This window comes from Bradyrhizobium sp. 2TAF36 (genome assembly GCF_052114925.1).
GTDB lineage: Bacteria > Pseudomonadota > Alphaproteobacteria > Rhizobiales > Xanthobacteraceae > Bradyrhizobium > Bradyrhizobium barranii.
This window is the reverse complement of record NZ_JBFRFR010000006.1, coordinates 16,964-41,238: the sequence shown is the minus strand read 5'-3', so window position 1 is coordinate 41,238 and position 24,275 is coordinate 16,964. Positions and strand designations below refer to the sequence as shown.

The following is a 24,275-nucleotide window of genomic DNA, read 5'->3' as shown; positions in this document are numbered from 1 at the left end:
GAGTAACGCCATGTACAGGACGGCCAAGGGTGAAGAGATTTTTGTCATCGATGGGCATACGCATTTCTGGGATGGCAGCCCGGCCAACCAGAAGAACATCCATGGCAAGCAGTTCATCGACTGCTTCTACGCCTATCACTCGAATCTGAGCCCGCCGTCGGAGAAATGGGAGAAGGAGAAGTTCGAGAAGTACGACGCCAAGACGATGTTCGACGACCTGTTCGTCACCGGTTACGACGACATGGCGATCCTGCAGCCGACCTATCTCACCGACTTCTACAAGAACGGCTTCAACACCACCGAACGAAACTCGGCGATGAAGAAGAGCCACCCGGACCGCTTCATCCTGAACGGCGCCTTTGATCCGCGTGACGGTACCAAGGGCATCGAAGACCTTCATGCGCTCGCCGAGAAGCACAAGCTGAAGGGAGTCAAGCTTTACACCGCCGAATGGCGTGGCGAGTCGAAGGGCTACAAGCTCACCGACAAGGCGTCCTACCAGTATCTCGAGGCGGCGCAGAAGCTCGGGATCAAGAACATCCACGTCCACAAGGGGCCAACGATCATCCCGCTGAACCGGGACGCGTTCGATGTCGCCGATATCGATGACGTCGCCACCTCGTTCCAGGATTTGAACTTCATCGTCGAGCATTGTGGCTTGCCGCGCCTTGACGACTTCTGCTGGATCGCGACCCAGGAAACCAATGTCTATGCCGGCCTCGCGGTGGCGTTGCCCTTCATCCATTCGCGGCCGGGGTACTTCGCCCACGTCATTTCCGAACTGCTATTCTGGGTCGGACCGGACAAGATCCTTTACGGTAGCGATTATGGCATCTGGACGCCGAAATGGCTGATCGACAAGTTCATGGCATTTGAAATTCCGGCCGACGTCACCAAGGAGACCGGTTCGGTGCTGTCGATGGAAACGAAAATCAAGATCCTCGGTCTCAATGCCGCGCGCATCTACGGCATCGATGTCGAAGCGCAAAAGAAGAAGATCCAGGCGGGCGGCGGTTATGCCCACTTGCCCGAAGCCGTTCACGCGCCGAGGTGATGGCCATGAAGCGTGGCGTTGAGGGGAGGGAGTGGCCGAGAAGCCATTCGTCAGATGACAGGCAGGCGCAGATATGGGCCTGCCTGCGAGACGTGATGGACCCGGAACTCGACGAGTCCGTCATCGACCTGAATTTCGTGACCAGGGCCGATGTCGACGCGAAGGATCGGGTCCACATCGAGTTCCGCTTGCCGACCTATTGGTGCGCTGCCAATTTTTCGTTCCTGATGGCGGACGACATGCGCCGGTCCATCAGCGCGTTGGACTGGGTCAAGGGCGTCAGCGTGGTCTTGGGTGAGCACATGTATGCCGACAAGATCAATGCGGGCCTCGCGCAGGGGCGCTCGTTCCAGGAAACGTTCGGCGCCGAGGCCGATGGCAGCCTCGATTATCTGCGTCAGACATTCCTCGTCAAGGCGTTCCAGCGCCGGCAGGTTGCGCTACTCAGTCACCTCATCGCGCTGGGGCAATCGCCGGCAGAGATCGTGAGCCTGACGTTGACGGAGCTCGGTTGCCTGCCGCTCGACGATGCAGGTGAGACGCTGATTCAGCGCTATCTCGAGCGACGTGCCGTCGTAGGTCCGGCAAGCGGTGGTGAACCAGCCTTTGTCGATGCGAACGGAGCGCGGCTGAAAGCCGACGGCCTTGCCGCATACCTGTCGAATCTACGGCGCGTGGGCATCAATGCTGAATTCAACGGCGCACTGTGCCGCGGCCTGCTTGCCGCGCGGTTCGACCTCGATACACCGTTCGTACCGAAATCGAGGACGATGCCGGCGTCGCCGGGCACGTAACAGGTGCCGTGATGCGGGTGCGCAGCATCGATAACAAGTCCAGACCAGACGACCTCAAGGCAAAGTCGGGGATATAGAATGCCGAAGATCATGTTGCACGATGAAGCTGCGCGGGCCGCGCTGGGCCGGGGCGTCGCCAAGCTCGCCAAGGCGGTACGCGGAACGCTGGGTCCGAGGGGCATGAACGCGATCATGGACCGACCGATCGGCACACCGATCGTATCGCGCGATGGCGTCAGCATTGCCAGCGAAATCGAACTTGAATGCCCGTTTGAGAATATGGGCGCGCAGGTGTTGCGTGAGGTTTCAGCGCGAACCAATGAGGTGGCGGGGGACGGCACCACCACGGCCACCGTGCTGGCCGATGTTCTTGTGCAGGAAGGCCTGAAATGTTTAGCAGCCGGCGCCAATCCGGTCGAGCTGGTTCAAGGGCTGGAGCTGGCGGTTAGTGAGACCATCACGGCGTTACGACGGTCGGCGCGACCGCTGCAGGGGTCTGCTGGCCTGCGGGCTGTTGCGAGCATTGCCGCCAACGACACAGGGCTTGGCGATATGGTCGGCGAAGCCTTCGAGCGCGCCGGCAATCACGGAATCGTCGCGGTGGAATTTGGCAACACGGTCGAGACGACGCTGGAAATCGTTGAAGGCATGGCCTTCGATCGCGGCTATCTTTCACATCATATGGTCACCGATGTCGAGAAAATGCAGGTGGTTCTCGACAGTCCGTTCATCGTCATGACCGATCTCAAGATCCAGACCGGGGAGCAACTGGCTGGTGTGATCTCGCTCATCGAAAAGAGCGGGCGACCTTTGCTGATCATCGCCGAGGAAGTGGCGCCATCTGTCATCATGCAATTGCTGGCGCGTCGGGAGAAATCCAATTTCAAGGTTGCCGCGATTCACCCGCCGGAGTTCGGCCATTGGCGCAAGGCGATGCTCGAGGATATCGCGATCGCGACCGGAGGGCGCGTTATCTCGGCCGATCTAGGCGGAAGGCTCGAGAAGGTGGAGCTGCACGACCTCGGGTCCGCGCGCCAAGTGCGCATTTCCGCCTCGAAGACCCTGATCACGGCGGGAGGTGGCGATCAGAAGGCCATCGCGGCGCGACGCGAGCAGGTGTTGCGACAATACGATGCCGCTCCCGAAAATATTGAGCGGGACAAGTTCCAGGAGCGCATCGCAAAACTGTCCGGCGGCACAGCGATGATTCTTGCCGGCGGCGCGACGCCGGTCGAGCAAAAACGCCGGACCCAGTTGATCGAGGATGCGATCAACGCGACCCGCGCCGCGATCGAAGAAGGCATTGTGCCGGGCGGGGGAGTGGCTTTGCTCAGGATCGCTGCAAGGCTCGACGAATTGATCAGTCGTCTGGACGGAGGCGCCAGGCAGGGCGCCGAGCTGCTGCAACGCGCGCTCAGCCGGCCGCTTTTCTACATTGCCGCCAATGCCGGCCTGAACGGAGAGGCGGAAGTTGCGAGAATTGCCAAGGCCACGAATGGCCACGGGCTCGACGTGCGCAATGGTTCGGCGGTCGATCTTGTCGAAGCTGGCATCATCGACCCGGTCAAGGTTTGCTACAGCGCGGTTCGCAATGCGGCATCGGTGGCCGGACTGATCCTGACGACTCAGACCTTGATCGCCAAGAAGCCAGACGACTACGATCCGACCGCCGGCCCGGCCCGAGGTGGTGGTGCCGAGCTGCTTTGAACGGAACAATCATCGGTTCGAAGCGACCGGCGCTCTGTCCATAACTGGGCATGCTGCGATACTCGCAGCATAGGCGCTTCGAGGCACTATGGCATCACTCGGGCTTCTTCTGCCCCAGTGCGCGATAGATGGTGTTTCTTGAGACGCCGAGGCGCCGCGCGGTTTCGCTGACGTTTCCGGCGGTCTCGGCATACACAACGAGGATTCGCGCGCGGTGGATGTCGTGGAGCGATCCGGACTCCGTTCCAGGGTGTTGAACGATGCTCTCCGCGCTGGCTTCGTTGATAGAGCCGCCCGCAGCGGCAAGGGTGAATCGCGCCAGAACGTTGCGGAGCTCGCGGACGTTGCCAGGCCATGGACGTGCGGCGAGATGCGCAATGTCCGTCCGCGTGATCTCGCAATTCGGGTCGATCGCATTGAGCAGATGGCGAACGATGGCGTCAAAGTCGTTGCGATCCCGGAGCGGTGGCAGGTTGACCTCGAGCGTATTGAGACGATAGAGCAGGTCGGATCGGAACCGGGCTTCGGCGATGGCCTTGTCCAACCTGGCGTTGGTCGCGGAGATGAGAAAGACATCGACCTTCGATCTGACGCCGCCGACGGGGCGCACGGTCCAGTCGTCAAGCAGGCGCAGAAGCACCGCCTGCAGCGCGACGGGCATGTCGCCGATCTCGTCAAGGAACAGCGTGCCGCCGTCGGCCTCCTTGACCAGTCCAATCGCGCCGCCGCGCCGCGCCCCGGTGAATGCTCCGGCGGCATAGCCAAACAGCTCGCTCTCGATCAGGCTTTCCGGCAGGGCGGCGCAATTCACTGGAACGAACGAGCCGGTCCGCCCACTCGCCATATGGGCGTGGCGGGCAAGCTGTTCCTTGCCGGTTCCGGTCTCGCCTCGGATGAGGATGGGCATCTTGCGTGCTGCCGCGGTCTCGACTTGACGGACGATGGCTCGGACCGCGGGGTCGTCCGCAACGAAGCCGGCGGCCATGCTCTGAAGAGACCGTGGTTCCGGCTTTGAATCCTTTCGGGCAGATGATGAGCCCGCGGTCTCGCGACCGTCAGATTCGGATCTCGATTTCTGGACGTCGCGATGCGTGATCAACTGGCGTCGTCGCGCATGCAGCACCACGATGGCGCCGATGCCGGAGCGTTCGTTCTCGACGAAGTTGAAGCTCGCGTTGGGAAGCAGCTCTTTCAACCTGCTCGGCCACTCATCGAAGGGAACCGTCTTCAAAAAGCGGGTTGGCGCGTCGTTGTGAATGCCGTGGCGATCATGCTGGAGTGCGTTCAGAGCACGCTCGGTGGCGTGGAGGATCATGCCACGRCGATCGAGCACGATGCATTCATCGTTCGCCCATTGCGATCTCCTGCCGAGAAAGCGGCACAGCAACTCCTCGTGTTCCTGTCGGACCGATTGGGCCAGAACGCTTTCCACGTGATGGCCGACCGCGACGGCCAAAGCCAGGCTCTGCGGATTGAAGGTGCTTGCAGGACCCGAGATGTCGACCACGCCAAGCAGTTCGCCATCGGTCGGGTCATGAACCGGGACGGCAGCGCAAGTCCACCGCTGAACCTCCGAGCAGAAATGCTCTGTACCGTGAATTTGGACAGGTTTCGACTCCGCTATCGCAGCGCCAATCGCGTTGGTGCCGATGTCGGCCTCGCTCCAGCGACCTCCGTGTTCGAGATGGACTGCGCGGCCGGCGTCGATGACCCTGTCGTCGCCCTGCGTATCGATGATCAGCCCACTCGGATCGGTGAGGATCATGATTGAGTTTGCATCGCGCAGAAATGTTTTTGAGTTCTCGAGAGCGCAGCGGGCGGCATGACGGAGCGACGCGTATTTGGAGCGATGACGAAACAACTCGGCGTCCGCGACGAGCGGCGCTCGCGCACGGTCGACGGTGACGTGATGGTTCCTGGATCGCTGCCACGACGCTGCGACCGATGATCTCAAGTCGGATGACAACGCTCCGCGCTCGACGAACTTTTCCCACGCCGCCAGCACTTCTCGTTGGTCCATCCCGGCTCCTCCGACGTGAAAGGTGCTGGACCGCTCATGACGGACCCTGCGATCATTCACCTGAATGCGGGGGAGTGCCTGGCGCAACTGCCGGTTCGCTCACGTAAAGTCCGACGGTAAGACCCTTCCAGGCCGCCGTGACGGCCGTCTGAATCGGATTCCATATCCGTCGCACCCGCCGTGAAGACGACCGCGCCTTCCGATCAAGCAACCCCTTCAGCGTTCCACGTCCCGAACGTCCCGGGCCTTTCTCTCAAGCCCGTTGGCCAGATCAGCCTATACATTTTGAATGGTTCTAGCAAAGGTAGCGATCGAAGTTCCGCTGGGCCGCGGCTCGATCTATTCGAAAATCCGGGCTAGGCGCGCAGTAGTGCGGCGCAGCATCAGGGAATTGGGCGGCGCGGGCTAGTATCTTCGGCCATCCACACGGGCCGCAGCTATGGACATCGGGGTGATTCACTTCCTGAAGAACGTGATGATGGCGGGCGGACTGCTCCAGATCGCGGCTTTCGGTGCGGGCGCTCTCAGCATCGACAACCGCGCGAAGAATACGGCGCCCTACCCCGAAGCCGCCGTCACCAGCTAGGCTGAATTCGAATTCCGCAAGGCTGTTGAAAAACCCCAGTGGTCTCAATGACTGCTGGGGCTTCATTTTGCAGACGGTCGGAACAGCTTGGTTCCGCGAGCTCAAATCACCGGGGTTTAGGGGCCGATCCAGACGGTCATGCCCGGCTCAAGGCCTGCTAACTCTCCCTTGTCTCCCTTGGGGTCGAGGCGCAGGCGAAGCGTGTTGCGGTCATGATCGCCAATCACCCGCTCGGCCTGCCAGGTGGCAAACACGCCGAGCGGTCGAAGTTCAGTGATGACCGCCTTCGTCGCGCCATTAGCGCCGTTCCGCATCACATTCGCTGTCTCTCCCATCGCGAGACGATCGAGATGATCCTCGCGCACGTTGAACGAGAGCCATTGCCTGCCCGCCGCCTCGACCATCAGGATCGGTTGGCCCGCGCGAACATTTTCGCCAACCTCGGCGGCGATGACGCTGACCACGCCGTCGGCCGGCGCGCGCAACACCATCTTGTCGAGGCGGCGCTCGAGCACGGTGACCGCGGAGGCCGCGGCCTGCACCTGCGCGTCGGCGATCGCGCGCTCTTCCCGGGTTGGTCCCGCCACCGCCGCATCATAATTGGCCTGGGCCTCCGCCACGCCGGCACGCGCGCTTGCAACGTCGTTCTCGGCCTGGTCAAGCGACTGTTGGGATTCGAAGCTCTGGCGCGCCAGCGTGCTGGTCCGGGTGAGCTGGGCCTGTACATAGTCGAGGCGGGCGCCGGCCTTGGCGATGGCGGCTTTCAGCGAGTCGACCTGTTCGCGGCGCACGCCGGCATAGACGTTGTTGCGGCTTGCGACGGCGGACGCGAGCGCGGCACGCGCCTGGTCCGCCTGAGCCGTCAACTCCACCGCCGAGAGCCGCGCCACGACGTCGCCGGCTTTCACAGAGGCACCCTTCTCGACCGCGATCGAGACCAACTGGCCGTTGACCTCCGGCTCGACCCTGATCTCGGTCGCGCGCACGACGCCGACGATGGCTGCCTGCGGTGCCGAGTGGCGCATGACATAGAGCAGCGCGCCCGCCGCGACCAGCGCGAGCGGAATCGCGACGAAGGCGGCAGGTCTAAGGTTGGGCATGTCCCTGTCTCCTCCTGACGGCAAATGCCGAGATCACCGCGAGCGCGAAGTAGCCGAGCGCCAGGCACCACAATGCGAGCCAGTCATGCGCAACCTCCCAGATGCCGGCGCCGAGCTGGTTGACGCGCACGAGGCCGTCGATCGCGGAGTCGGCCGGGAATAACCGGCCGAACGCAAGGGCCACGTCCGGAATCGCTTCGCGCGGCCATGCGAAGCCGGCCATGAAGAACTGCGGCAGGCTCGTCGCCAGCAGCAGGATGGTTGCGTTCTCCGGTCGCGTGAACCAGGCCCCGACAGCCTGACCCATGAAACTCGTCGCCAGCAGGAAGACACTCGCGAGCGCGAGAATCTGCGGAAGATGGCCGAGCGTGGAAAAGCCGTAGATGCGGGGCAGCACGATGACGTAGAGCGCGAGCGCAGGAAGGTAGACGGTCAGATGCGCGATGCCGCGGCCGAGCACGCCGGCAAAGGCTGCGCCTCCGCTCGCCAGCGCCGTGCCGGTCAGCATCGCGGCGCCGATCAGCAGGGTCTGCTGCAGGATCAGGATGAACGCCGCCGGAACGACGTAGCTCGCATAGCCGCCCACCGGGTTGAAGATAGGCTGCAGCAGCACGTCGGCCGGGCTCGAGCTTGCCAGCTTTGCCTTGACGAGGCTGCCATCCGACCGCGCGCCGCGCGAAACCAGCTCGGACGTCAAGGTTCCGATGGCGGTGGCGACCCCGCTGGCGCTCGATCTGAAGATGAACAGATAGGTTGCGTCCGCATAGACGGGGATGTGGGCGGTGATGCCCTTGAGCACGTCGCGTTCGGTGTCGGGTGGAATCTCGACGGCGGCAAAGGCCTGCCCGCGATCGATCGCGCTACGCGCCTCGGCGAGCGTTCGGGCGCGAACCGTCACGCTTAATGCGCCGCTCGCGTCCAGCGTCTCGACGATCTGCCGGCTGAGATTGCTGAGATCGTTGTCGACGACCGCAATCGGAAGCTTGCGAAGGATCTGGTTCAGATAGGGCTGCGGATAGTAGATGCCGTAGACCAGGGGAGCGAGAAACAGCAGAGCGAAGGCGCCCCGCGTTCCCAGCACGCGCCGCCACTCCGCCACGAAGGCGCCGCCGACGCCGCGCGGTGTGGAGATGACCTCGTGTGGCTCGGCAGGCCGCGCTGTTGCAAACCATCCCTTGCGGGTGACGTTCGCCATGCGCATCCACGCCAGGCCGGCAAAGAGCAACGCCAGGCCCGCAAGCGCCGCGAAGGGAAGGGCGGAATCCGCGACCGGCAAYCCCCGCGCGGCTTGTCCCAGCAGGACGGCCATGTACCAGCGAAGCGGCAGGATCGCGCTCCAGACTTGCGCAAACGCGTTCATGCCGATGGTGGGAAAGCCGACGCCGGCATAGCCGAATGCGGGCGAGGCAATGAGGCCCGCAAGCCCGAGTCCGGTGGCGAGATCGCCGACCAGAAGCTGGAGCAGGGCGCCGAGCGACAGATAGGCGATGATCAACAGCGACGCAGCAGCGATCATCAACGGCAAGTCGCCCTTGAAGGGAATCTCCAGCACGCCCTCTAGGAACAGCGGTTCGGCCAGCATGATCAAAATGAAGAGGCAGAACAGCGGCGCGAGCTTGCYGGCCAGCGCGACAAGCGGATCACCGCCGGCGCTTTCGAGCCAGGCCCGCGCGTCGCGGCGGCGGAATTCGGAGCCAACGGAATAGCCGGCGGCAAGGGTAATCACCACATGGATGATGGTCGGTAGCAGCGCGCGCAGCAGGAACTGCGCGTAGTTCTTCTGCGGATTGACGAGCGCCATGGTCTCCGCCTTGAGCGCTCCCAGGGACGCTGGCGCAGGTGCCGCGCGACTGGCGGGAGCGGCCACGGCTGCCGCGGCGGAAAGTGAATCGCTCAGACCCGAGGATGCGATGCCGGAGGGAGTCAAAAACTGCTGGTTGTAAAATCCGACGATCTGCGGGCGGCGCGCGGCCTTCAGGTCGCGCTCGAAATCCGGCGGGATGTAGACGGCCGAAATCGACTTGCCGGAGCGTATGTCCTGCACGGCCGTGGACAGCGTGCCGGAGCGGTCGACGATCTTCAGGCTTGGCGACGCCGCAATGTATTCCACCAGGGCGCGCGACGCGTCCGACTTGTCCTCGTCGACGACAGTCACGCCGAGCCCGCGGATGACCGGATGGCTAAAGACCGTGGTGAGAACCACGAACGCGAACAGCGGCACGCCGAAGATCAGGAGCAGCGCCACGCGATCGTGAAACAGCCAGCGGCACTCGCGCCGCGCGACCAGCAGAAATCCGGGCTTGGGCGCCGGCCTCATGGCCGTGACCGCCAATCCAGATAGGCGCTCATTCCCGGTCGCAGCTCGGGCACGGGTTGCACCGGATAGGCACGGATCGAAAACGTCCGCAGGTCGAAATCACCCGAAGCACGCGTGGCCCGCCAGCTTGCATATTCGCCCTTGGTCGCGATGAGCTTGACCTCGACTGTCACCGAGCGGTCGCCGAGGGCGGGAATGCGGACATCGAAGCGATCGCCGACCTTGAGGCCTTTGACGAGATCCTCGCGCAGATCGAAATGCACCCAGAGGTCCGCGAGATTGATCAAGGTGACGAGCGGGACGCCCGGCGAGACGTATTCGCCGGGTTCCACATTACGCTGATAGATCTGCGAGGCTACGGGCGCATAAACCACGAGCTGGTCGATGATCGACTGGACACTTTGGATATCGGCACTGGCCTTTTCGACATTGGTATTGGCAATGGCCCGCTCCTCCTTGGTGTAGCCATTGACCGCCTGCGCATAGGCCGATTTGGCCTGATCGACCGCGCGTTCGCTTTCATGCAGCGCATCGGTTGCCTGATCGAGGCGCGCTTGCGGCGCGTTGCCTTGCTCGGTCAATGTGTGCGTGCGGTCAAAGGTCTTTTGCGCCAGCACCAGCGCCGCTTGGGCGCGCTCCATTTCCGCCTTCCGAGCGGCAATGACTTCCACCCGCGTTCCGACGAGAACGTTGGCGAGCTGGGCGTCCGCGACAGCCTTGGCCGCCTTCATCTGCTCGTGCTTGGCCAGCGTTTCCGGATTGTCGATCTGGACCAGCACCGCGCCCGCAGCAACGTTCTGGCCGCGTTCGACGGGAATCTTGCCGACCCGTCCGTCCACGCGCGCCGCGATATCGAGCCGCGTTGCATCGACCTCGCCTTGAACGAGCAATGGTTCGGGTCGTAAGAGATAGAAGGCGGAAAGCGCGACGACGGCAGCCGCAACGACACCGACGATGATGGAAGGAGTACGTGTTGGGTTGCGCGTGGTTTTCGCCTGTTCGTTAGCCGGCTCGTCGGGTGTGTTTTGAATGTCCTTGTCAGAGCTCGGCGCGTCCATGCCTGACTCCCTTTCTCGTGACGGGATGGCCCACTCTATTCGGTTGCCAGGCCCAGTCGCAATCGCGAAGCGGTGCGGTACTTTCAATACTCCGCGACGTGCCGGCGGCCATCTTATTCGGATTGCTCGTCGGGCAAAACACCCGTCACCCCGTCACCCCCTTGTTGCGGCTTAGCGCGGGTCCGTCCGCCCATCGTCCGGATCGCTCTCCGGCTCCGGGATCAGCACCACCGGCTCGTCATAGCCTTTGCGGCTGCTGTAGAACACCAGCGCCATCAGGCCGACGCCGACAACCAGCGAGAACACCACGCCGAGCACCAGCGCGACATAGCCGGACGCCGGCACGCTGGTATCCGTGCTGGTCCAGCCGAGATAGCCGAGAACACTCGCGGCGACGAGCATGGCGCACAACACCGCGATGACCAGCCATCTGGCGAGCTTGCTGTCTTGCGCCTCGGGCGGCGCCGGTTGCCCGCTGGTCACGTTCATGAACCTCTCCTCGCGCGGCCGTCGCGTCGCGCTTACGGTGCGGTGGCCTTGGCCGCGATCGCATGCAGTGCGGCGGTCATCGCGCCGATGGCCGTCTTGGCCGGCTCGCCGACGCCGTGACGGCCGGCGAGATAGGCCGGATCGTTGTACGACAGCCAGGTCGCGCCTTGCTCGTCCTGCCAGACCAGCGCCTTCAGCGGCAGGTCGATGCCGGCGGTCTGCGCCTGCTGCATCAACGGCGTGCCGCCCTTGGCGTTGCCGAAGATGAGCAGATCAGTCGGCCGCAGAGTCATGCCGACGGCGGCAGCGCCCGCGGCGTGATCGACATGGGCAAACACGGTGAGGCCTTTGGCCTTCACCTCGGTCTCGAGCCGCGTCATCGTGTCCTGCGGGCCAAAATTGCTCTTGATGGTGATAAGTCCGTCTGTAGCCATTGCCTGTGTCTCCCAGAAACATGTCGCGACCAGCGCGAAGATCCCGACCAGTGAGATGAGCCTCATGATGTCAGCTCACTTCATGCGGAATAATCGCGCCGGGTCGAATTCCGGCTCCGGAATGAAGCCGTCGCGATTGGGCATCCTGATCTTCGGCAAGGACTCCTTGTCGACCTTGCCATCGGCGGGAACGATGCCGTTGAGGCTCAATATGTAGGCGGTGACGGCATAGGTCTCGTCGGTGCTGAGCGAGCCCGGCGTCGGATACGGCATCGCGCGATGAATGTAGTCGAATAGGGTCGTCGCATAGGGCCAGAAGCTGCCGACGGTCTTGACCGGCATGTTGGAGGCGAGCGTGCCCTGTCCACCGGCGAGACGATCTTTGATGCCGCCCTGGCCGTTGTCGCCATGACAGGCCGCGCAATTGTCGGCAAAGATCTGCTTGCCCTGCACCGCCGTGCCGCTGCCGTCGGGCAGGCCCTTGCCGTCGGGGCCGACGTCGATGTCCCACAGCTTGATTTCCGGCGGCGTCGCCGGACGGCCGAAATCGAACGCCAGCGCGGGCGCCGCGAGCAGGCCGGCGGCGAGGATGCCGGCGAGAAACAGCTTGTCATGCGAGGACATTGCGGACCCTCCCGGCCTCGTCGATGCTCCAGGTCTGCTGGGCGTTGTAGTGAAACAGCGCGTTGGTCCCCATCGCGGCGATGAAGGACTGCCGGTCCGGCTGAACGTTGCCCTGGTCGTCGGTCGAGCGGCTCACGATTTTTGTCGGCTTGCCGTCCCAGACCCAATCCATCTGGAAGCGCACCTGCGCCTTGGACAGCACCGGCTCGCTCAATTGCGCGGGTTTCCACGTCTTGGCGCCGTCAGTGGAGATCTCGACCTTGGCGATCTTGCCATGACCGCTCCAGGCAAGACCCGAGATGCGGTTATAGCCCGGCTGGATCTGCATCATGCCCGATGGTTGCGTGATGACGGAGTTGGTTTCCATCCGCAGCTGGAACTGCCGCGCCTTGCCGTTGGCCARCAGCTGCGTGTAGCGCGCCGTCTCCCAGCGCGTCATCCAGGGCTCGCTGCCGAACTTGAGGCGGCGCAGCCATTTGATGTTGAGGTTGCCTTCGAAGCCCGGCATCACCAGCCGCATCGGAAAGCCGTGCGCGGGCCGCAGCGGTTCGCCGTTCTGGCCGTAGGCGACGAAAGCCTCGTTCACGATCTCGTCGGTGAGGGGAATGCTGCGATCGACGCCCGCGCCGTCGCCGCCCTCCGCCAGCATCCAGTTCGAGCCCTTGTCCTTGGCGACGAGGTCGATCAGGAATTTGAGCGGAACGCCGGTCCATTCATTGGTGCTGACGAGGCCATGCGTGTTCTGCACCGTCACGTCAGGATCGGCCTTTTTCCAATTCTCCCAGCCGTTGCCGGTGCATTCGATGAACGCCACGCGCGTCACCGACGGCATCCGCTTCAGATCCTCGACGCTGAACACCAGCGGCTTCTGGACCATGCCATGGATGAGCAGCCAGTGCTGCGCGGGATCGATATCGGGCACGCCGGAATGGCTGCGCTCGTAATGCAGGTCGGTCGGCGTGATGTTGCCGACGAGCTTCTGGTGCGGCGTCTTGGAATTGATGGCATCGCCGGGATCGACGTTGCGCTTGCCCGGCGTGGCCTCGGGGATGCGATCGAGTTTTGCAAACCGGGAGCGTTCGCTGTGCGCGCTGAGATCGGCGCCGGGCCCGCGATCGGGGACGTCGGCGAGCGTCTCGGCGCCCGCCGCCTCGGTTGCCACCGCGCCAAGGATGCCCGCCGACAGGCCTCCCACGAAGCCACGGCGCGACACATTCGCAGGCCGTGGCAACAACTCAACTGGCGTCTTGGACGTCATATGATCTCCCCTCGATGAACCTGTTTTTTGGAAATCCCTGCCGCCTTCATGCCGTGACATTACCGAACACCGTGAGGATTGCTCGTTAGGATGTGTTAAAAGCCATGAGTACTGGTCCACTCATGCGCGGGACGGCCCGCTCGTACGGTAGATGCGCTTGGCTGTTCCATGGAATGGCCGGGCGGCTCGGAGACATGTCCGGGCGGATCAAGGGGAGAGGGATGTCGGAGGCGGACGCGGCGGAATTGTTGAAGGCGATGGTGCCGCTGTTCAGGATCCGTCCAATATTCGAGGATTCCTGCAAGTTCGGCGGCAGCTGGGAGTCGCTACACGCGCCGAACGGCAAGGGATGGGCGCAATTCCACATGGTTACGCGCGGCGCTTGCGTGGTCGAGCGGCCGGGCCTGGGCCCGCGGCGGCTGGAAGCCGGAGATATCCTCTTGCTGCCGCACGGCGACAGTCACGCGGTTCGCAGCCGGACGGGCGGCGCCGTCGGGCGTGTTACGACCGACGTCCGAAATGGCGTCCGCCAGCGCGCAACGGTCGAGGCCGAGGTCGATACCGAACTGCTGTGCGGCCGTTTCCTGTTCGAAACGTCGGATGAAAACCCGCTGATTGCGGCCCTTCCCGACGAGATCATCCTGCGCACGGCGGAGGAGCCGCTGCTGGAACGGTTTCGGCGCCTGCTGATCGACATCCGCGAAGAGCTGGACGCTGGACGGGTTGGATCGGAAGTGGTCGCGGCCGACCTTGCGAGGGCGTTGTTCGTGATGATGCTCCGCGACCATCTTTCGGACGATGCCTCCGGGAACGGGACGGTGTCGCTGTTGCGCGACCGCATGACGGCCCGTGTGGTGTCGGCGATCCTCAACGATCTCGCCCGGGACTGGACGCTCGACGACATGGCGGCGGTGGCGATCGCCTCGCGCGCGACGCTGGTGCGCGCTTTTCAAAAGCGCGCGGGGGTCGCGCCCATGACGTTCCTGTCCGATCTGCGATTGAYGGTCGCGCGCAAGCGGCTGGCCGGCACCTCCGATCCGATCGCGAAGATCGCCGGCGAGGTCGGTTATGCGTCCGAAGGCGCGCTGAGCAAAGCCATCATGCGCAGATACGGCATGCGACCCGGCGCTTTGAGGGAGCCGGGTCCTCGCGCGCCGGTTGTCAAACCCGATACCAGCTCCCCAGATTCCAGGTCGTGACGTCCCAGCCCGAGATGTCGGCCATGAGGCTATTGACGCCGGCGCCGACGATGTTGCGGGAGAGCAGCGGCACGAGAATATTGGCTTCGCAGAAGATCTCGTTGACCTTGATCAGGAGCGCGGCGCGCTTGACCGGATCGAGCTCCTGCTGCGCGGTCTTGTAGGCCTTGTCGGCCTCGGGATCGGACCAGCGCGAGATGTTGCGGCCGAGCCACTTGTTCTCCTTGTTGGCGATCTCCCAGGAGACGCACTGGTTCAAGAACCGCTCCGGATCGGGCTGCGGCTGCGTCGTGTTGTACATCTCCATGTCGCAATAGAGTTTCGAGTAGGTGTCGGGATTGCCGACGTCAGACGAGAAGAACACCGATGCGGTCACCGACTTCAGCTCGATGTCGATACCGGCCTTCTGGCAGGCCTGCTTGATGATGGCCTGCGTCTTCTGGCGCGGGGCGTTGATCGAGGTCTGGAAGACGTATTTGAGCTTCTTGCCGTCCTTCTCGCGGATGCCGTCCGCGCCCCGCTTCCAGCCGGCCTCGTCGAGGATTTTGTTCGCCTTGTCGACGTCGAACGCGTAGGTCAGCTTGCCCGACTTGAATTGCTGGGGCTGGTTGACGAAGCTTGCCGTAGCGATGCCGCCGCGGCCGTAGATGAATTTCTGGATCGCCTCGCGATCGATCAGGAGGTTGAACGCCTGGCGGACGACCGGATCGGACAGCGTCGGGTGCTTGGTCTTGACGCTGGAGCGCTCGCCGTCGACCTCGGTCCACGGGTCCGTCGTGTTGAGGATGATGAACTCGACGTTGCCGGACGGCGTGATGTCGACCCTGCCTTTGCCGCTGGCCTCCATACGCTTGAGGACCTCCTCCTCCACCAGCAGGTTCCAGGCATAGTCGTACTCGGCGGTCTGGAGCACCGTGCGCGCCGCGGAGACCGCGTCGCCGCCGCCCTTGACCTCGAGCGTGTCGAAATGCGGCTGGTTCTTGACGTGATAGTCGGGGTTGCGTTCGGCCCGGATCAGGTCGCCCGGCTTGAACTCGACGAATTTGTACGGGCCGGTGCCGACCGGCTTGAGATTGCCCGGCGCCTCGCGCGACTTCGCGCCGGCATAGTCGCCGAAATGGTGCCTCGGCAGGATCTGGCCGACCGAGCCGACGAAGGGGTCGGCCCAGAACGGCGTCGGGGCCTTGAACAGCACCTTGACCGTGTGGTCGTCGATCTTCTCGACGGTGATGTCCTTGTAGGATCCCGTGCTGTAGGCGGCGGTCGCGAGGTCCGCCGCATAAGCCCAGGTGAAGACAACGTCGTCGGCGGTGAAGGGCTTGCCGTCATGCCACTTCACGCCCTGCTTCAGCTTCCAGATGACGCTCATGCCGTCGGCTGCGAGGCTCCCGTTCGCCTTGGTCGGAATCTCGGCGGCGAGGCAGGGGATGAGGTTGCCGTCCTTGTCCCAGCCGGCCAGCGGCTCGAAGAAGATGCGCGAGGCGATCTGATCCTTGGTGCCGATGGCGAAATGCGGATTGAGCAGGGTGGGGGCCTGCCACAGCAGGATCTTGAGCGGGCCGCCGCCGCCGGCCTTGGTCGGCTTGTATGGCAGCGTGGCATCCGCCATCGCGACGTTGTTCCAGAGCAGGATCTGGCTCGCGACCGGCGCGGCGATCCCGGCCGCAGCCATGGTCCGGATGAACGAGCGTCGCGACAGCGTGCCTTGCTTCACCTCCGCGATGGATTTGCGAATCTCGTCTTCGTTCATCGAATGACCCCCACCTCGAAGAAAAATCGTCTTCGGCACCCCATCATGTTGCATCATGCACGAGGCGGCAATGCCGGCGAGGCCGCAAGGCCCTGCGACGAAATGGCGAACGTGGAGATGGGCAGCTTCTGCCGGGACATTGTTGCCGGCGTGAAGGGGATGCCGGCCGGATTTCGCGATAAGCCCTTGATGGCAATGAGGCTCTCATCTGGCATGCGCATTGCACGCAAAGCGTGCGTTCGCAATGACAGTGGAGTGCGGGTATGAGCGTCAGCAGCATGAGCAGCATCGGTGGAAGCGCGGCGGGGTCGCCTTCATCCACCAGCCAGTCGAAATCAGCACGTTCACAAGACGGCGCCTCGATGTTCTCGTCTCTGCTGGAGAGCGGCACGCCCTACGACGAGGTCAAGGTGAGCCTGCCGAACGGTATGTCGATCGGCATCGTCCATTTCGGTGGCGGCGGCTTCGACAGCAGCGCGCTCAAGTCCATCGAGGATTTCGTGCAGAAGCTCGCGAGCCAGCAGATATCAGGTGATCCCGCGTCCGGCGCCGACCAGTCGCAGAACGGCGACACGCCCGACGCCGTCGGGATCGACAAGGTTCATGTCGATCTTCCGAACGGAATCTCGTTCGAGGTGCTGCATTCCTCCGGCGGCCACGCCACGGACAGCGACGCCGTCCTGAAGGAGCTCACCGAGGCCGCCGAAGAACTCGCCGAATCGCTGTCGCACTATTCACCCGCATCGGCCGCAGCTTCCGTCTATGCCTCGCAAGCAAGTTCGTCCGGTCGCAGCAGCCAGCTCGACGCGAGGAGCTGAGCAACACGCAGGCCGCCCTGAGGCTAGCGCCCCTTCGCAAGCGCCAGCGCAGCATCCACCGCGTTTTCGAGAATCTCCTCCGACAATTGCCTGTCGCTCACCGCGCGCGACAATTGCAGCGCGCCGACCATGGTGGCGTAGGCCGCGATGGCGCGGCGGCGCCGCTCCGCCGGCGTGCCCTCAGACATTTGCGCTGCCATCAGCGCGAGGATGTCGGACATCTTGCCGGTGAAGGCCTCGCGCGTCGCCTTCGGATGCCGCGCGATCTCGGAGACGAGGGCCGCGGTCGGGCAACCGGTCGCCGCGCGATCGCGATGCTTGGGCGAGAGATAGTCGCGGATCACGGTCTCGAGCGCGACGCCGTTTTCGAGATTGTCCCTGTGCCGCTGCTCGCGCCGCTCCAGCGCGTCGAGCAGCACCGCGCGCACCAGATCCTCCTTGGAGGCGAAGTGCGTGTAGAAGGCGCCGTTGGTCAGGCCCGCTTCCGCCATGATGCCGGCGAGGCCCACCGCGGCGATGCCGCTCTCGCGGAACTGCGAGGATGCGACATCGAGAATGTGCCGCCGCGTCGTGTCCCTGTGTCCCTTGTCATAGCGCGCCAATTCCGCCTCCTGCGAACCCGCCGCCCCCTATGCCACAAAATCGTGAGGTCTGTCCTATTGCATTACGTTCATACTAATGCATTATGATCATAATGCAATGGGCGCCGACCGGGCGGTCCGAGGGAACCACAGGATCGAACCATGTCCGTCGAGAATGCCGCCGCGCCGGCCTTGTCCGCCGCGCCATTCGTGGCCCACACCGCGGCGCCGCTTCGCCAGGCGGCTACGCCCGCACCAAGCGCGGCTGAGCAAAGACGCGCCGCGCTCCTGACCGCGCCGATCTTGCCGACGCTGCTCAAGCTCGCGCTGCCGACCGTGACCGTCCTGGTGGCACAGACCGCCGTCAACATCGCAGAGGCTTATTACGTCGGCTATCTCGGCACCGATGCGCTCGCCGGCGCCGCGCTGGTGTTCCCGATCTTCATGCTGATGACCATGATGTCGAATGGTGGGTTCGGTTCCGGCGTTGCGTCCTCGGTGGCGCGCGCGGTCGGTGCCGGCCGCCGCGCTGACGCCGAGGCGGCGCTGTTTCATGCCGTGGTGCTCGCCATCATTGCCGGCGGCGTGTTCACGCTCGGCGTCGTCCTCGGTGGTCCGCATCTCTATCGTGCCCTCGGCGGCACCGACGGTGCGCTTAGCGCTGCCACCACCTATTCCAACTATCTGTTCGCCGGCGCCATTCCGGTGTGGATCGTCAACCTCCAGGCTGCCGCGCTGCGCGGCGCCGGCAACGTCAAAGTGCCGGCCCTGGTGACGCTGGTCGGCGCCATCGTGACCATTCCGGTCTCGCCGGCACTGATCTTCGGGTTCGGGCCGATCCCGCGACTCGGCATCGGCGGCGCCGGCATAGCCTTCGGCCTCTATTACGGCGCGGCGATGCTGTTCCTGCTGCGCTACATGTCGACGGGCGCGACTGGCTTGAAGCTGCACATCGTGCCGTTGCGCGCAAAAATCTTCGGCGACATGCTGAAGGTCGGCGTCCCCACCGCGTTCAACGCGGTGCTGACCAACCTCACCGTCATTCTCGTCACCGGCGCGGTCGGCCTGTTCGGCACCTCCGCGCTCGCCGGCTACGGCATCGCCTCGCGGCTCGACTACATCATGATCCCGCTGCTGTTCGGGATCAGCACGGCGACGTTGACCATGGTCGGCGTCAACATGGGCGCGGGCCAGACCGCGCGGGCACGAGAGATCGGCTGGATCAGCGGCGTGGTCGGCACGATCATGACCGGCACGATCGGCTTGCTGGTTGCGATCTTCCCGACGGCCTGGCTGCACCTCTTCAGCCATGACGCGGACGTCGTCAGCGAGGGCATGACCTATTTGCGCATCGTCGCGCCGGCCTATGCCGCGCTCGGCTTCGGTTTTGTCAGTTCGTTCGCGGTGCAAGGCACCGGCCGAGCGATGGGGCCGCTCGCTTCGTCCTTCGCGCGCATCCTGATCGCGGCTGGGGGCGGCTGGATCGCGGTGGCGAGCTTTGGCGCGGGCATGGCGGGTCTCGCCACCATGGTCACGGCCTCGCTCGCCGCCTATGCCGCGATCTGCGTCCTGATCATGCTGTCACCGTGGACGTGGCGCTCCGAGTAAACAGGTATCACTGGATGCCGGCAGCGCCGACAGCAGCAGCAGATTGCTCAGCCACTTGAGCGGCGACGCGTTGATCAGCTTCATCGTCAGGACGACGCCGGAATTGAACGGCACGCCCTGGAGCAAGGGATAGAGCCTTCGAGGCGGTTCCGGCTGGCGAACTTCGGGGCGGCGAGGCCGGTCATGACTAAACTCCTTGCTGATCTTGCCGCCAATCTCGCATCCGGAGTGACACTTTGCCGTGATGCCCATCACGCTTGCGCAACGCGCCCCATGACCTGCGAATTCGTTTCCTATTTTGCGCCGAATGGAGAAGGTGTTCCTCGTAACAGGCCGGCAATATGGATTTTCATTTCATTGATTTCGCCTCGCGGAGAAGCGAATACGGTTCCAATCATTTTCGCCGAGTTTTGGAGACCAAGATGTCGTTTCGCCTCCCCCTGATCCTCGCAACCGCGCTTGCCGCCTGGTCGGCCGCAGCAACCGCCGAGACCATCAAGATCGGTGTGACGCCGGGCCCGCATGCGCAGATCTTCGAGGCGGTGAAGCCGATCGCCGCCAAGCGGGGCCTCGACATCCAGCTGATCGAGTTCTCCGACTACGTCGTGCCGAATGCCGCGCTCGATGCTGGTGAGATCCAGGCCAATTCGTTCCAGAACCAGCCTTATCTCGACAACCAGAAGGCCGACCGCGGCTACAAGATCGAATCCGTCGGGCTGACCGTGAACTTCCCGATCGGTGTCTATTCGAAGAAGCACAAGGCCTTCGCCGATATCCCCGAGGGCGGCAAGGTCTCGATCCCGAACGATCCGACCAATGGCGGCCGCGTACTGCTGCTGCTGCGCGACAAGGGCGTGATCAAGCTGAAGGACGGCACGGGCTTCAAGCCGACGGTGCTCGACGTCACCGAGAATCCCAAGAAGCTGAAATTCATCGAGGTCGATGCGGCGCAGGCGCCGCGCGCGCTCGACGATGTCGATGCCGCCGCGATCAACACCAATTATGCAACCCAGGCGGGCCTTGATCCCGTCAAGGATCCGATCCTGCGCGAGGACCCGAAGGGACCCTACGTCAACCTGATCGCGGTACGTGCCGCCGACAAGGACAAGCCCTGGGTCAAGATCCTCGTGGACAGCTACCACACGCCCGAGGTGAAGGAGTTCGTCCTGACCAAGTTCAAGGGCGCGGTGTTGCCGAGCTGGTAGGCAATCTGCCTAGCCAAGGTCCAGCGCGGGGCGATCCGGCGGGCAGCCTTGCGCAATGCCCGCTTGTCTGGAGCTGCGGCAACCGACATCATCGGGGCCCATCCTCGCCCGACAGGGGTCGTATGAAACGCTTTGCAAACCTGAAACGACTGGGGTTCTTCACGCGGCTCCTCGATGAAGCCCCGCCAGCGGAGCGCTACCGCTTCGCCGCCGAGCAGATCGTGCGCGCTGAGAAAGCGGGCCTCGATTCCGCGTGGATCGCGCAGCATCATTTTCACGAACGCGAGGGCGGCCTGCCGTCGCCCTTCACTTTCCTCGGCTACGTCGCGGCGCAAACCTCGCGCATCCGTCTCGGCACCGGCATCGTCACGCTGCCGCTGGAGAACGCGGTGCGTGTGGCGGAAGATGCCGCCGTGCTCGATCTGCTCTGCAACGGCCGCTTCGAGCTCGGCGTCGGCACCGGCGGCAATCCGTCGGCCTTTGCCGCCTTCGGCCTCGACAGCGCCCAACGCAACGAGATCTTTGCCCGCAATCTGGACGTGGTCCGCACCGCCCTGGTCGGCAAGCCGCTCACCGGCGGCGATACGCTGTATCCGCAGCGGCCCCAATTGGACAAGCGGATCTGGCAGGCGACGTTCTCGGTCGCCGGTGGTGCGCGCGCGGGCAAGGCCGGCGATGGCTTGCTGCTGTCGCGCACCCAGCCCCGGACCAAGGAGGCGCCGAAGGCCACGCTCGCCGAGATCCAGAATCCGGTCATCGATGCCTATCTCGCAGCGTTGCCGCCGGGATGCGAGCCCCGGATCATGGCCTCGCGCAGCGTCTTCGTCGCCGACGACCGGACTGAAGCGATGCGCCTTGCCGACATCGGGCTGCGTCGCGCACTGCCGCAGTTCCTCAAGGGCGGTCACGCCAGGCCTGGCGAGACGCTGGAGGAGATGATCATCGCATTCGACACCCATGTCGGTGCGGCCGACGACGTCATCGCCTCGCTCCGCGCCGATGCCACGCTGGAGCGGGTGACCGACCTCGTCTTCCAGGCGCATTCGGTGGACGCGCCGCATCCTCATATCCTGCGCTCGATCGAGCTTGTCGCCGAGAAAGTCGCGCCGGCACTGGGCTGGGCCCGGACGGCGGCTGACGTGGCTCTGGCGGGCTGATCGGAGCGAACATGATCGCGTTGCACGAGGCTGAATGATGGCTACGAAAGATATCATCGACACGCTCGCCGGGATCGAACCGGGCACGGCTCTGGATGGCATTCGCGGACGCCGCCTGCAGGCGCGCGAGAATGCGCAGAAGAGCTATCTCTCACTGTTCGAGCCGATCGACGCCGCCGATTTTTCGCTTGTCGAGCGCGCCGCAGTCGCGCTCTTCGTGATCGGCCTTCACCGCGAGCCCACCATGGCTGCCTTCTACCGGGCGAAGCTCGCGGCGACCGCCGATGGTGCGCGCCTGGCCGAGGCGATCGAGGTCGAAGTTGCTCGCGGCGAGACGTCAGGCCCGTACGGTGCGTATCCGGCTGGACCGCTGTCAGCCGAGAACGCGGCCGGCCCGATCTATCGCGTGAGCGCGGAGGGCAAGCCCGTTCTTGGCGCCAGGCTCGCCGCGGCGCTGGAGCATGCGCATCTGCTGGTGTTCCGCCCGCGCGATGCCGCGTCCGCTGACATGAAGGCGCTGCTGGCCGCCGGCTGGTCCGACACCGGCATCGTCACCTTCTCTCAGCTCGTCGCGTTCCTGTCGTTCCAGGTGCGCGTCGTCACGGGCCTCCGCGTGCTCGGCGCCTCGCTGGGCACCGCAAGCGCTGCGGCCGGCGCGTAAGGAGACTGCATCATGAACGCTGCAAACAATGTCAATCCGCCCGTCGTCTTCACCCAGGACGAGCTCGGCTGGGTGTCGTGGATCGACCCGCTGCCCGAAGCCGAATTGACCGAGCGGCATTTCGCGGGCCTGGTCGATCGCTCCCGTGCCAAGTCCGAATACTTCCGCCTTCTCGTGCGTGATCCCGAGGTGCTCGAAGCCCGCACCAAGACCGACAAGGATATCTTCTACAACGTCGCCGACGGCCTGCCGCGCGCCGAGCGCGAGCTCGCGGCGGCCGCGACGTCGCGCTACAACGGCTGCATCTATTGCGCCTCTGTGCATGCGCGTTTCGCCACCACCTATTCCAAGCGCCGTGACGACGTGCAGCGGCTGCTCGACGAAGGCGTCAAGGCCGACCTCGGCGAGCGCTGGAATGCGGTGGTCAAGGCCTCGGTCGCGCTGGCCGCGACGCCGATTGCCTTCGGGCCTGAGAATATCGCGGAGCTGCGCCGCGCGGGCCTCGACGACGCCGAGATCGTCGACGTCATCAACGGCGCCTCGTTCTTCAACTGGGCGAACCGACTGATGCTGTCGCTCGGTGAGCCCTCGAAATAGGCGATCTCACCGGCACAAGAATTGCTGCTTGTTTCAACACTGGATGGAGCCGTGCATGAGCAACATCGATCGTCGTACCCTGGTCAAGGGCTCGCTCGCCGCCATGATGGCGGGAGCGGCCGGTTCGCGCGGCGCCTTTGCGCAATCCTCCGAGCCGATCCTGCTCGGCGTCAGCGGCCCCCTGACCGGGCCGAACGCGCAATATGGTACGCAGTGGAAGCAGGGCTTCGACCTCGCGCTGGACGAGATCCAGGCGGCTGGCGGCATCAACGGCCGCAAGCTCACCTACAATTTCGAGGACAGCCAGAGCGATCCGCGCCAGTCGGTGGCGATCGCGCAGAAATTCGTCTCCGATCCCCGCATCGTCCTTGAGCTCGGCGACTTCTCCAGCCCGGCCTCGATGGCGGCCTCGCCGATCTATCAGCGCGCGGGCCTGGTGCAATTCGGCTTCACCAACTCGCATCCTGACTTCACCAAGGGCGGCGACTTCATGTGGAGCACCTCGGTCAGCCAGGCCGACGAGCAGCCGCTGTTGGCGTCCTATGCCGTGAAGCGCCTTGGCCTGAAGAAGCTTGCAGTGCTGCACCTCAACACCGATTGGGGCCGCACCAGCCGCGACTATTTCGTCAATGCTGCCAAGGAATACGGCGCGGAGATCGCGGTCACCGAGGGCTATATTGCCGAGGAGCGCGACTTCCGCTCTACCCTGGTGCGCGTCCGCGACGCCAACCCAGACGGCTTGATCCTGATCTCCTACTACTCCGACGGCGCGCTGATCGCGCGTCAGGCGCGACAGGTCGGGCTCAAGCAGGTGATCTGCGCGGCAAGCTCGGTCTACTCGCCGAAATTCCTGGAGCTGGGCGGCGAGGCCGTCGAGGAGGTCCATGTCGGCACGCGCTACTTCCCGGAAGACCCGCGGCCCGAGGTGCAGAAGTTCATCGCCGGCTTCAAGAAGAAGTACAACGGGCTCGAGCCGGACGCGTTCAACGCTTACGCCTATGATGCGATGAACATGGCGGCTGCTGTGGTGAAGATCGGCGGCACCGACCGCAAGGCGGTCCGCGACGCCTTCACCAAGGTCAAGGACGTCCCGAGCGTGATCTTCGGCGCCGCGACGTTCGACGTCGCGACGCGCCGCGTCAAGGGCGCCATGAACGCCGAGCTCGTCGTGCGCAAGGGCCAGTTCGCGCTCTGGGACGGCAAGCCGACCTGAAGTGATGGCCGGAGCCGCCGCTCCGGCTGCTTTCCTCTCTACGCG

General features: G+C 64.2%; 23 protein-coding genes. 12 read left to right on the top strand and 11 right to left on the bottom strand.

Going from position 1 to position 24,275, the window contains the following annotated elements:
- Positions 1–10 precede the first annotated feature (10 nt).
- The 3 genes from AB4Z51_RS04540 to AB4Z51_RS04530 all read left to right on the top strand — a co-directional run bounded on the left by AB4Z51_RS04540 (position 11) and on the right by AB4Z51_RS04530 (position 3,555).
- Entirely contained in the window at positions 11–1,054 is a 1,044-nt protein-coding gene (locus AB4Z51_RS04540) for an amidohydrolase family protein (RefSeq protein ID WP_441497102.1), read from the top strand.
- Positions 1,054–1,848, top strand: coding sequence for a metal-sulfur cluster assembly factor (locus AB4Z51_RS04535; protein WP_441497101.1), 795 nt, complete (start codon positions 1,054–1,056; stop codon positions 1,846–1,848). Before AB4Z51_RS04540 ends, AB4Z51_RS04535 begins: the two co-directional genes overlap by 1 nt.
- 78 nt (positions 1,849–1,926) lie before the next feature.
- Entirely contained in the window at positions 1,927–3,555 is a 1,629-nt protein-coding gene (locus AB4Z51_RS04530) for a molecular chaperone GroEL (protein ID WP_135215634.1), read from the top strand.
- Positions 3,556–3,649: 94 nt separating this feature from the next.
- On the opposite strand, the gene AB4Z51_RS04525 is transcribed toward AB4Z51_RS04530, so the two are convergent.
- On the bottom strand, positions 3,650–5,575 hold the full coding sequence (locus AB4Z51_RS04525) for a sigma-54-dependent Fis family transcriptional regulator (RefSeq protein WP_441497116.1): 1,926 nt from the start codon (positions 5,573–5,575) through the stop codon (positions 3,650–3,652).
- Positions 5,576–6,014: 439 nt separating this feature from the next.
- Here AB4Z51_RS04525 and AB4Z51_RS04520 point away from each other — a divergent pair, with 439 nt between their 5' ends.
- The gene (locus AB4Z51_RS04520; RefSeq protein ID WP_167768157.1) at positions 6,015–6,161 is read left to right on the top strand and encodes a hypothetical protein; all 147 of its coding nucleotides are present in this window, start codon (positions 6,015–6,017) and stop codon (positions 6,159–6,161) included.
- A 116-nt stretch (positions 6,162–6,277) separates the two neighbouring features.
- Here AB4Z51_RS04520 and AB4Z51_RS04515 read toward each other — a convergent pair whose 3' ends face one another.
- The 7 genes from AB4Z51_RS04515 to soxC form a co-directional block, all read right to left on the bottom strand.
- Positions 6,278–7,261, bottom strand: coding sequence for an HlyD family secretion protein (locus tag AB4Z51_RS04515; RefSeq protein WP_441497100.1), 984 nt, complete (start codon positions 7,259–7,261; stop codon positions 6,278–6,280).
- Complete coding sequence (locus tag AB4Z51_RS04510) at positions 7,248–9,578, bottom strand: ABC transporter permease (protein ID WP_441497099.1); 2,331 nt, start codon at positions 9,576–9,578, stop codon at positions 7,248–7,250. The genes AB4Z51_RS04515 and AB4Z51_RS04510 overlap by 14 nt, the downstream gene beginning before the upstream one ends.
- Positions 9,575–10,636: an HlyD family secretion protein gene (locus AB4Z51_RS04505; protein WP_135215631.1), complete on the bottom strand. Its 1,062-nt coding sequence runs from the start codon at positions 10,634–10,636 to the stop codon at positions 9,575–9,577. Before AB4Z51_RS04505 ends, AB4Z51_RS04510 begins: the two co-directional genes overlap by 4 nt.
- Before the next feature lie 171 nt (positions 10,637–10,807).
- A complete protein-coding gene (locus AB4Z51_RS04500; protein WP_441497098.1) occupies positions 10,808–11,125 on the bottom strand; it encodes a hypothetical protein in 318 nt (105 codons plus the stop codon).
- A 32-nt stretch (positions 11,126–11,157) separates the two neighbouring features.
- Positions 11,158–11,625: a DUF302 domain-containing protein gene (locus AB4Z51_RS04495; protein ID WP_135215629.1), complete on the bottom strand. Its 468-nt coding sequence runs from the start codon at positions 11,623–11,625 to the stop codon at positions 11,158–11,160.
- 9 nt (positions 11,626–11,634) lie between these two features.
- Positions 11,635–12,183, bottom strand: a complete 549-nt coding sequence (locus tag AB4Z51_RS04490; protein ID WP_135215628.1) for a c-type cytochrome — start codon at positions 12,181–12,183, stop codon at positions 11,635–11,637.
- On the bottom strand, positions 12,170–13,441 hold the full coding sequence (gene soxC, locus AB4Z51_RS04485; RefSeq protein WP_441497097.1) for a sulfite dehydrogenase: 1,272 nt from the start codon (positions 13,439–13,441) through the stop codon (positions 12,170–12,172). Before soxC ends, AB4Z51_RS04490 begins: the two co-directional genes overlap by 14 nt.
- A 104-nt stretch (positions 13,442–13,545) precedes the next feature.
- On the opposite strand from soxC, the gene AB4Z51_RS04480 reads away from it, so the two are divergent.
- Positions 13,546–14,640: a cupin domain-containing protein gene (locus tag AB4Z51_RS04480; protein WP_441497096.1), complete on the top strand. Its 1,095-nt coding sequence runs from the start codon at positions 13,546–13,548 to the stop codon at positions 14,638–14,640.
- Here the strand turns inward: AB4Z51_RS04480 and AB4Z51_RS04475 are convergent.
- Positions 14,603–16,390 carry a peptide ABC transporter substrate-binding protein gene (locus AB4Z51_RS04475; protein WP_167768160.1) on the bottom strand — a complete coding sequence of 596 codons (1,788 nt, stop codon included), beginning with the start codon at positions 16,388–16,390 and terminating at the stop codon, positions 14,603–14,605. The genes AB4Z51_RS04480 and AB4Z51_RS04475 overlap by 38 nt on opposite strands.
- A 263-nt stretch (positions 16,391–16,653) precedes the next feature.
- Here AB4Z51_RS04475 and AB4Z51_RS04470 point away from each other — a divergent pair, with 263 nt between their 5' ends.
- Positions 16,654–17,208 (top strand): hypothetical protein, encoded by a 555-nt coding sequence (locus AB4Z51_RS04470; protein WP_441497095.1) that lies wholly within the window; start codon positions 16,654–16,656, stop codon positions 17,206–17,208.
- 23 nt (positions 17,209–17,231) lie between these two features.
- Here the strand turns inward: AB4Z51_RS04470 and AB4Z51_RS04465 are convergent, their stop codons facing one another.
- Positions 17,232–17,810, bottom strand: coding sequence for a TetR family transcriptional regulator (locus AB4Z51_RS04465; RefSeq protein WP_135215625.1), 579 nt, complete (start codon positions 17,808–17,810; stop codon positions 17,232–17,234).
- A gap of 141 nt (positions 17,811–17,951) precedes the next feature.
- Here AB4Z51_RS04465 and AB4Z51_RS04460 point away from each other — a divergent pair, with 141 nt between their 5' ends.
- Positions 17,952–19,397: an MATE family efflux transporter gene (locus AB4Z51_RS04460; protein ID WP_135215624.1), complete on the top strand. Its 1,446-nt coding sequence runs from the start codon at positions 17,952–17,954 to the stop codon at positions 19,395–19,397.
- Here AB4Z51_RS04460 and AB4Z51_RS04455 read toward each other — a convergent pair.
- On the bottom strand, positions 19,371–19,649 hold the full coding sequence (locus AB4Z51_RS04455) for a hypothetical protein (protein ID WP_135215623.1): 279 nt from the start codon (positions 19,647–19,649) through the stop codon (positions 19,371–19,373). The genes AB4Z51_RS04460 and AB4Z51_RS04455 overlap by 27 nt on opposite strands.
- Positions 19,650–19,819: 170 nt before the next feature.
- On the opposite strand from AB4Z51_RS04455, the gene AB4Z51_RS04450 reads away from it, so the two are divergent.
- The 5 genes from AB4Z51_RS04450 to AB4Z51_RS04430 all read left to right on the top strand — a co-directional run bounded on the left by AB4Z51_RS04450 (position 19,820) and on the right by AB4Z51_RS04430 (position 24,230).
- Positions 19,820–20,602: a MetQ/NlpA family ABC transporter substrate-binding protein gene (locus AB4Z51_RS04450; protein ID WP_193560910.1), complete on the top strand. Its 783-nt coding sequence runs from the start codon at positions 19,820–19,822 to the stop codon at positions 20,600–20,602.
- Positions 20,603–20,724: 122 nt separating this feature from the next.
- Positions 20,725–21,759, top strand: coding sequence for a putative FMN-dependent luciferase-like monooxygenase (locus AB4Z51_RS04445; protein ID WP_135215622.1), 1,035 nt, complete (start codon positions 20,725–20,727; stop codon positions 21,757–21,759).
- Between the two features lie 37 nt (positions 21,760–21,796).
- Entirely contained in the window at positions 21,797–22,420 is a 624-nt protein-coding gene (locus AB4Z51_RS04440) for a CMD domain protein (protein WP_167768159.1), read from the top strand.
- 12 nt (positions 22,421–22,432) lie between these two features.
- On the top strand, positions 22,433–23,017 hold the full coding sequence (locus AB4Z51_RS04435; protein WP_135215620.1) for an alkylhydroperoxidase domain protein: 585 nt from the start codon (positions 22,433–22,435) through the stop codon (positions 23,015–23,017).
- 55 nt (positions 23,018–23,072) lie between these two features.
- Positions 23,073–24,230 (top strand): ABC transporter substrate-binding protein, encoded by a 1,158-nt coding sequence (locus AB4Z51_RS04430; protein ID WP_063981251.1) that lies wholly within the window; start codon positions 23,073–23,075, stop codon positions 24,228–24,230.
- Positions 24,231–24,275: the final 45 nt, after the last annotated feature.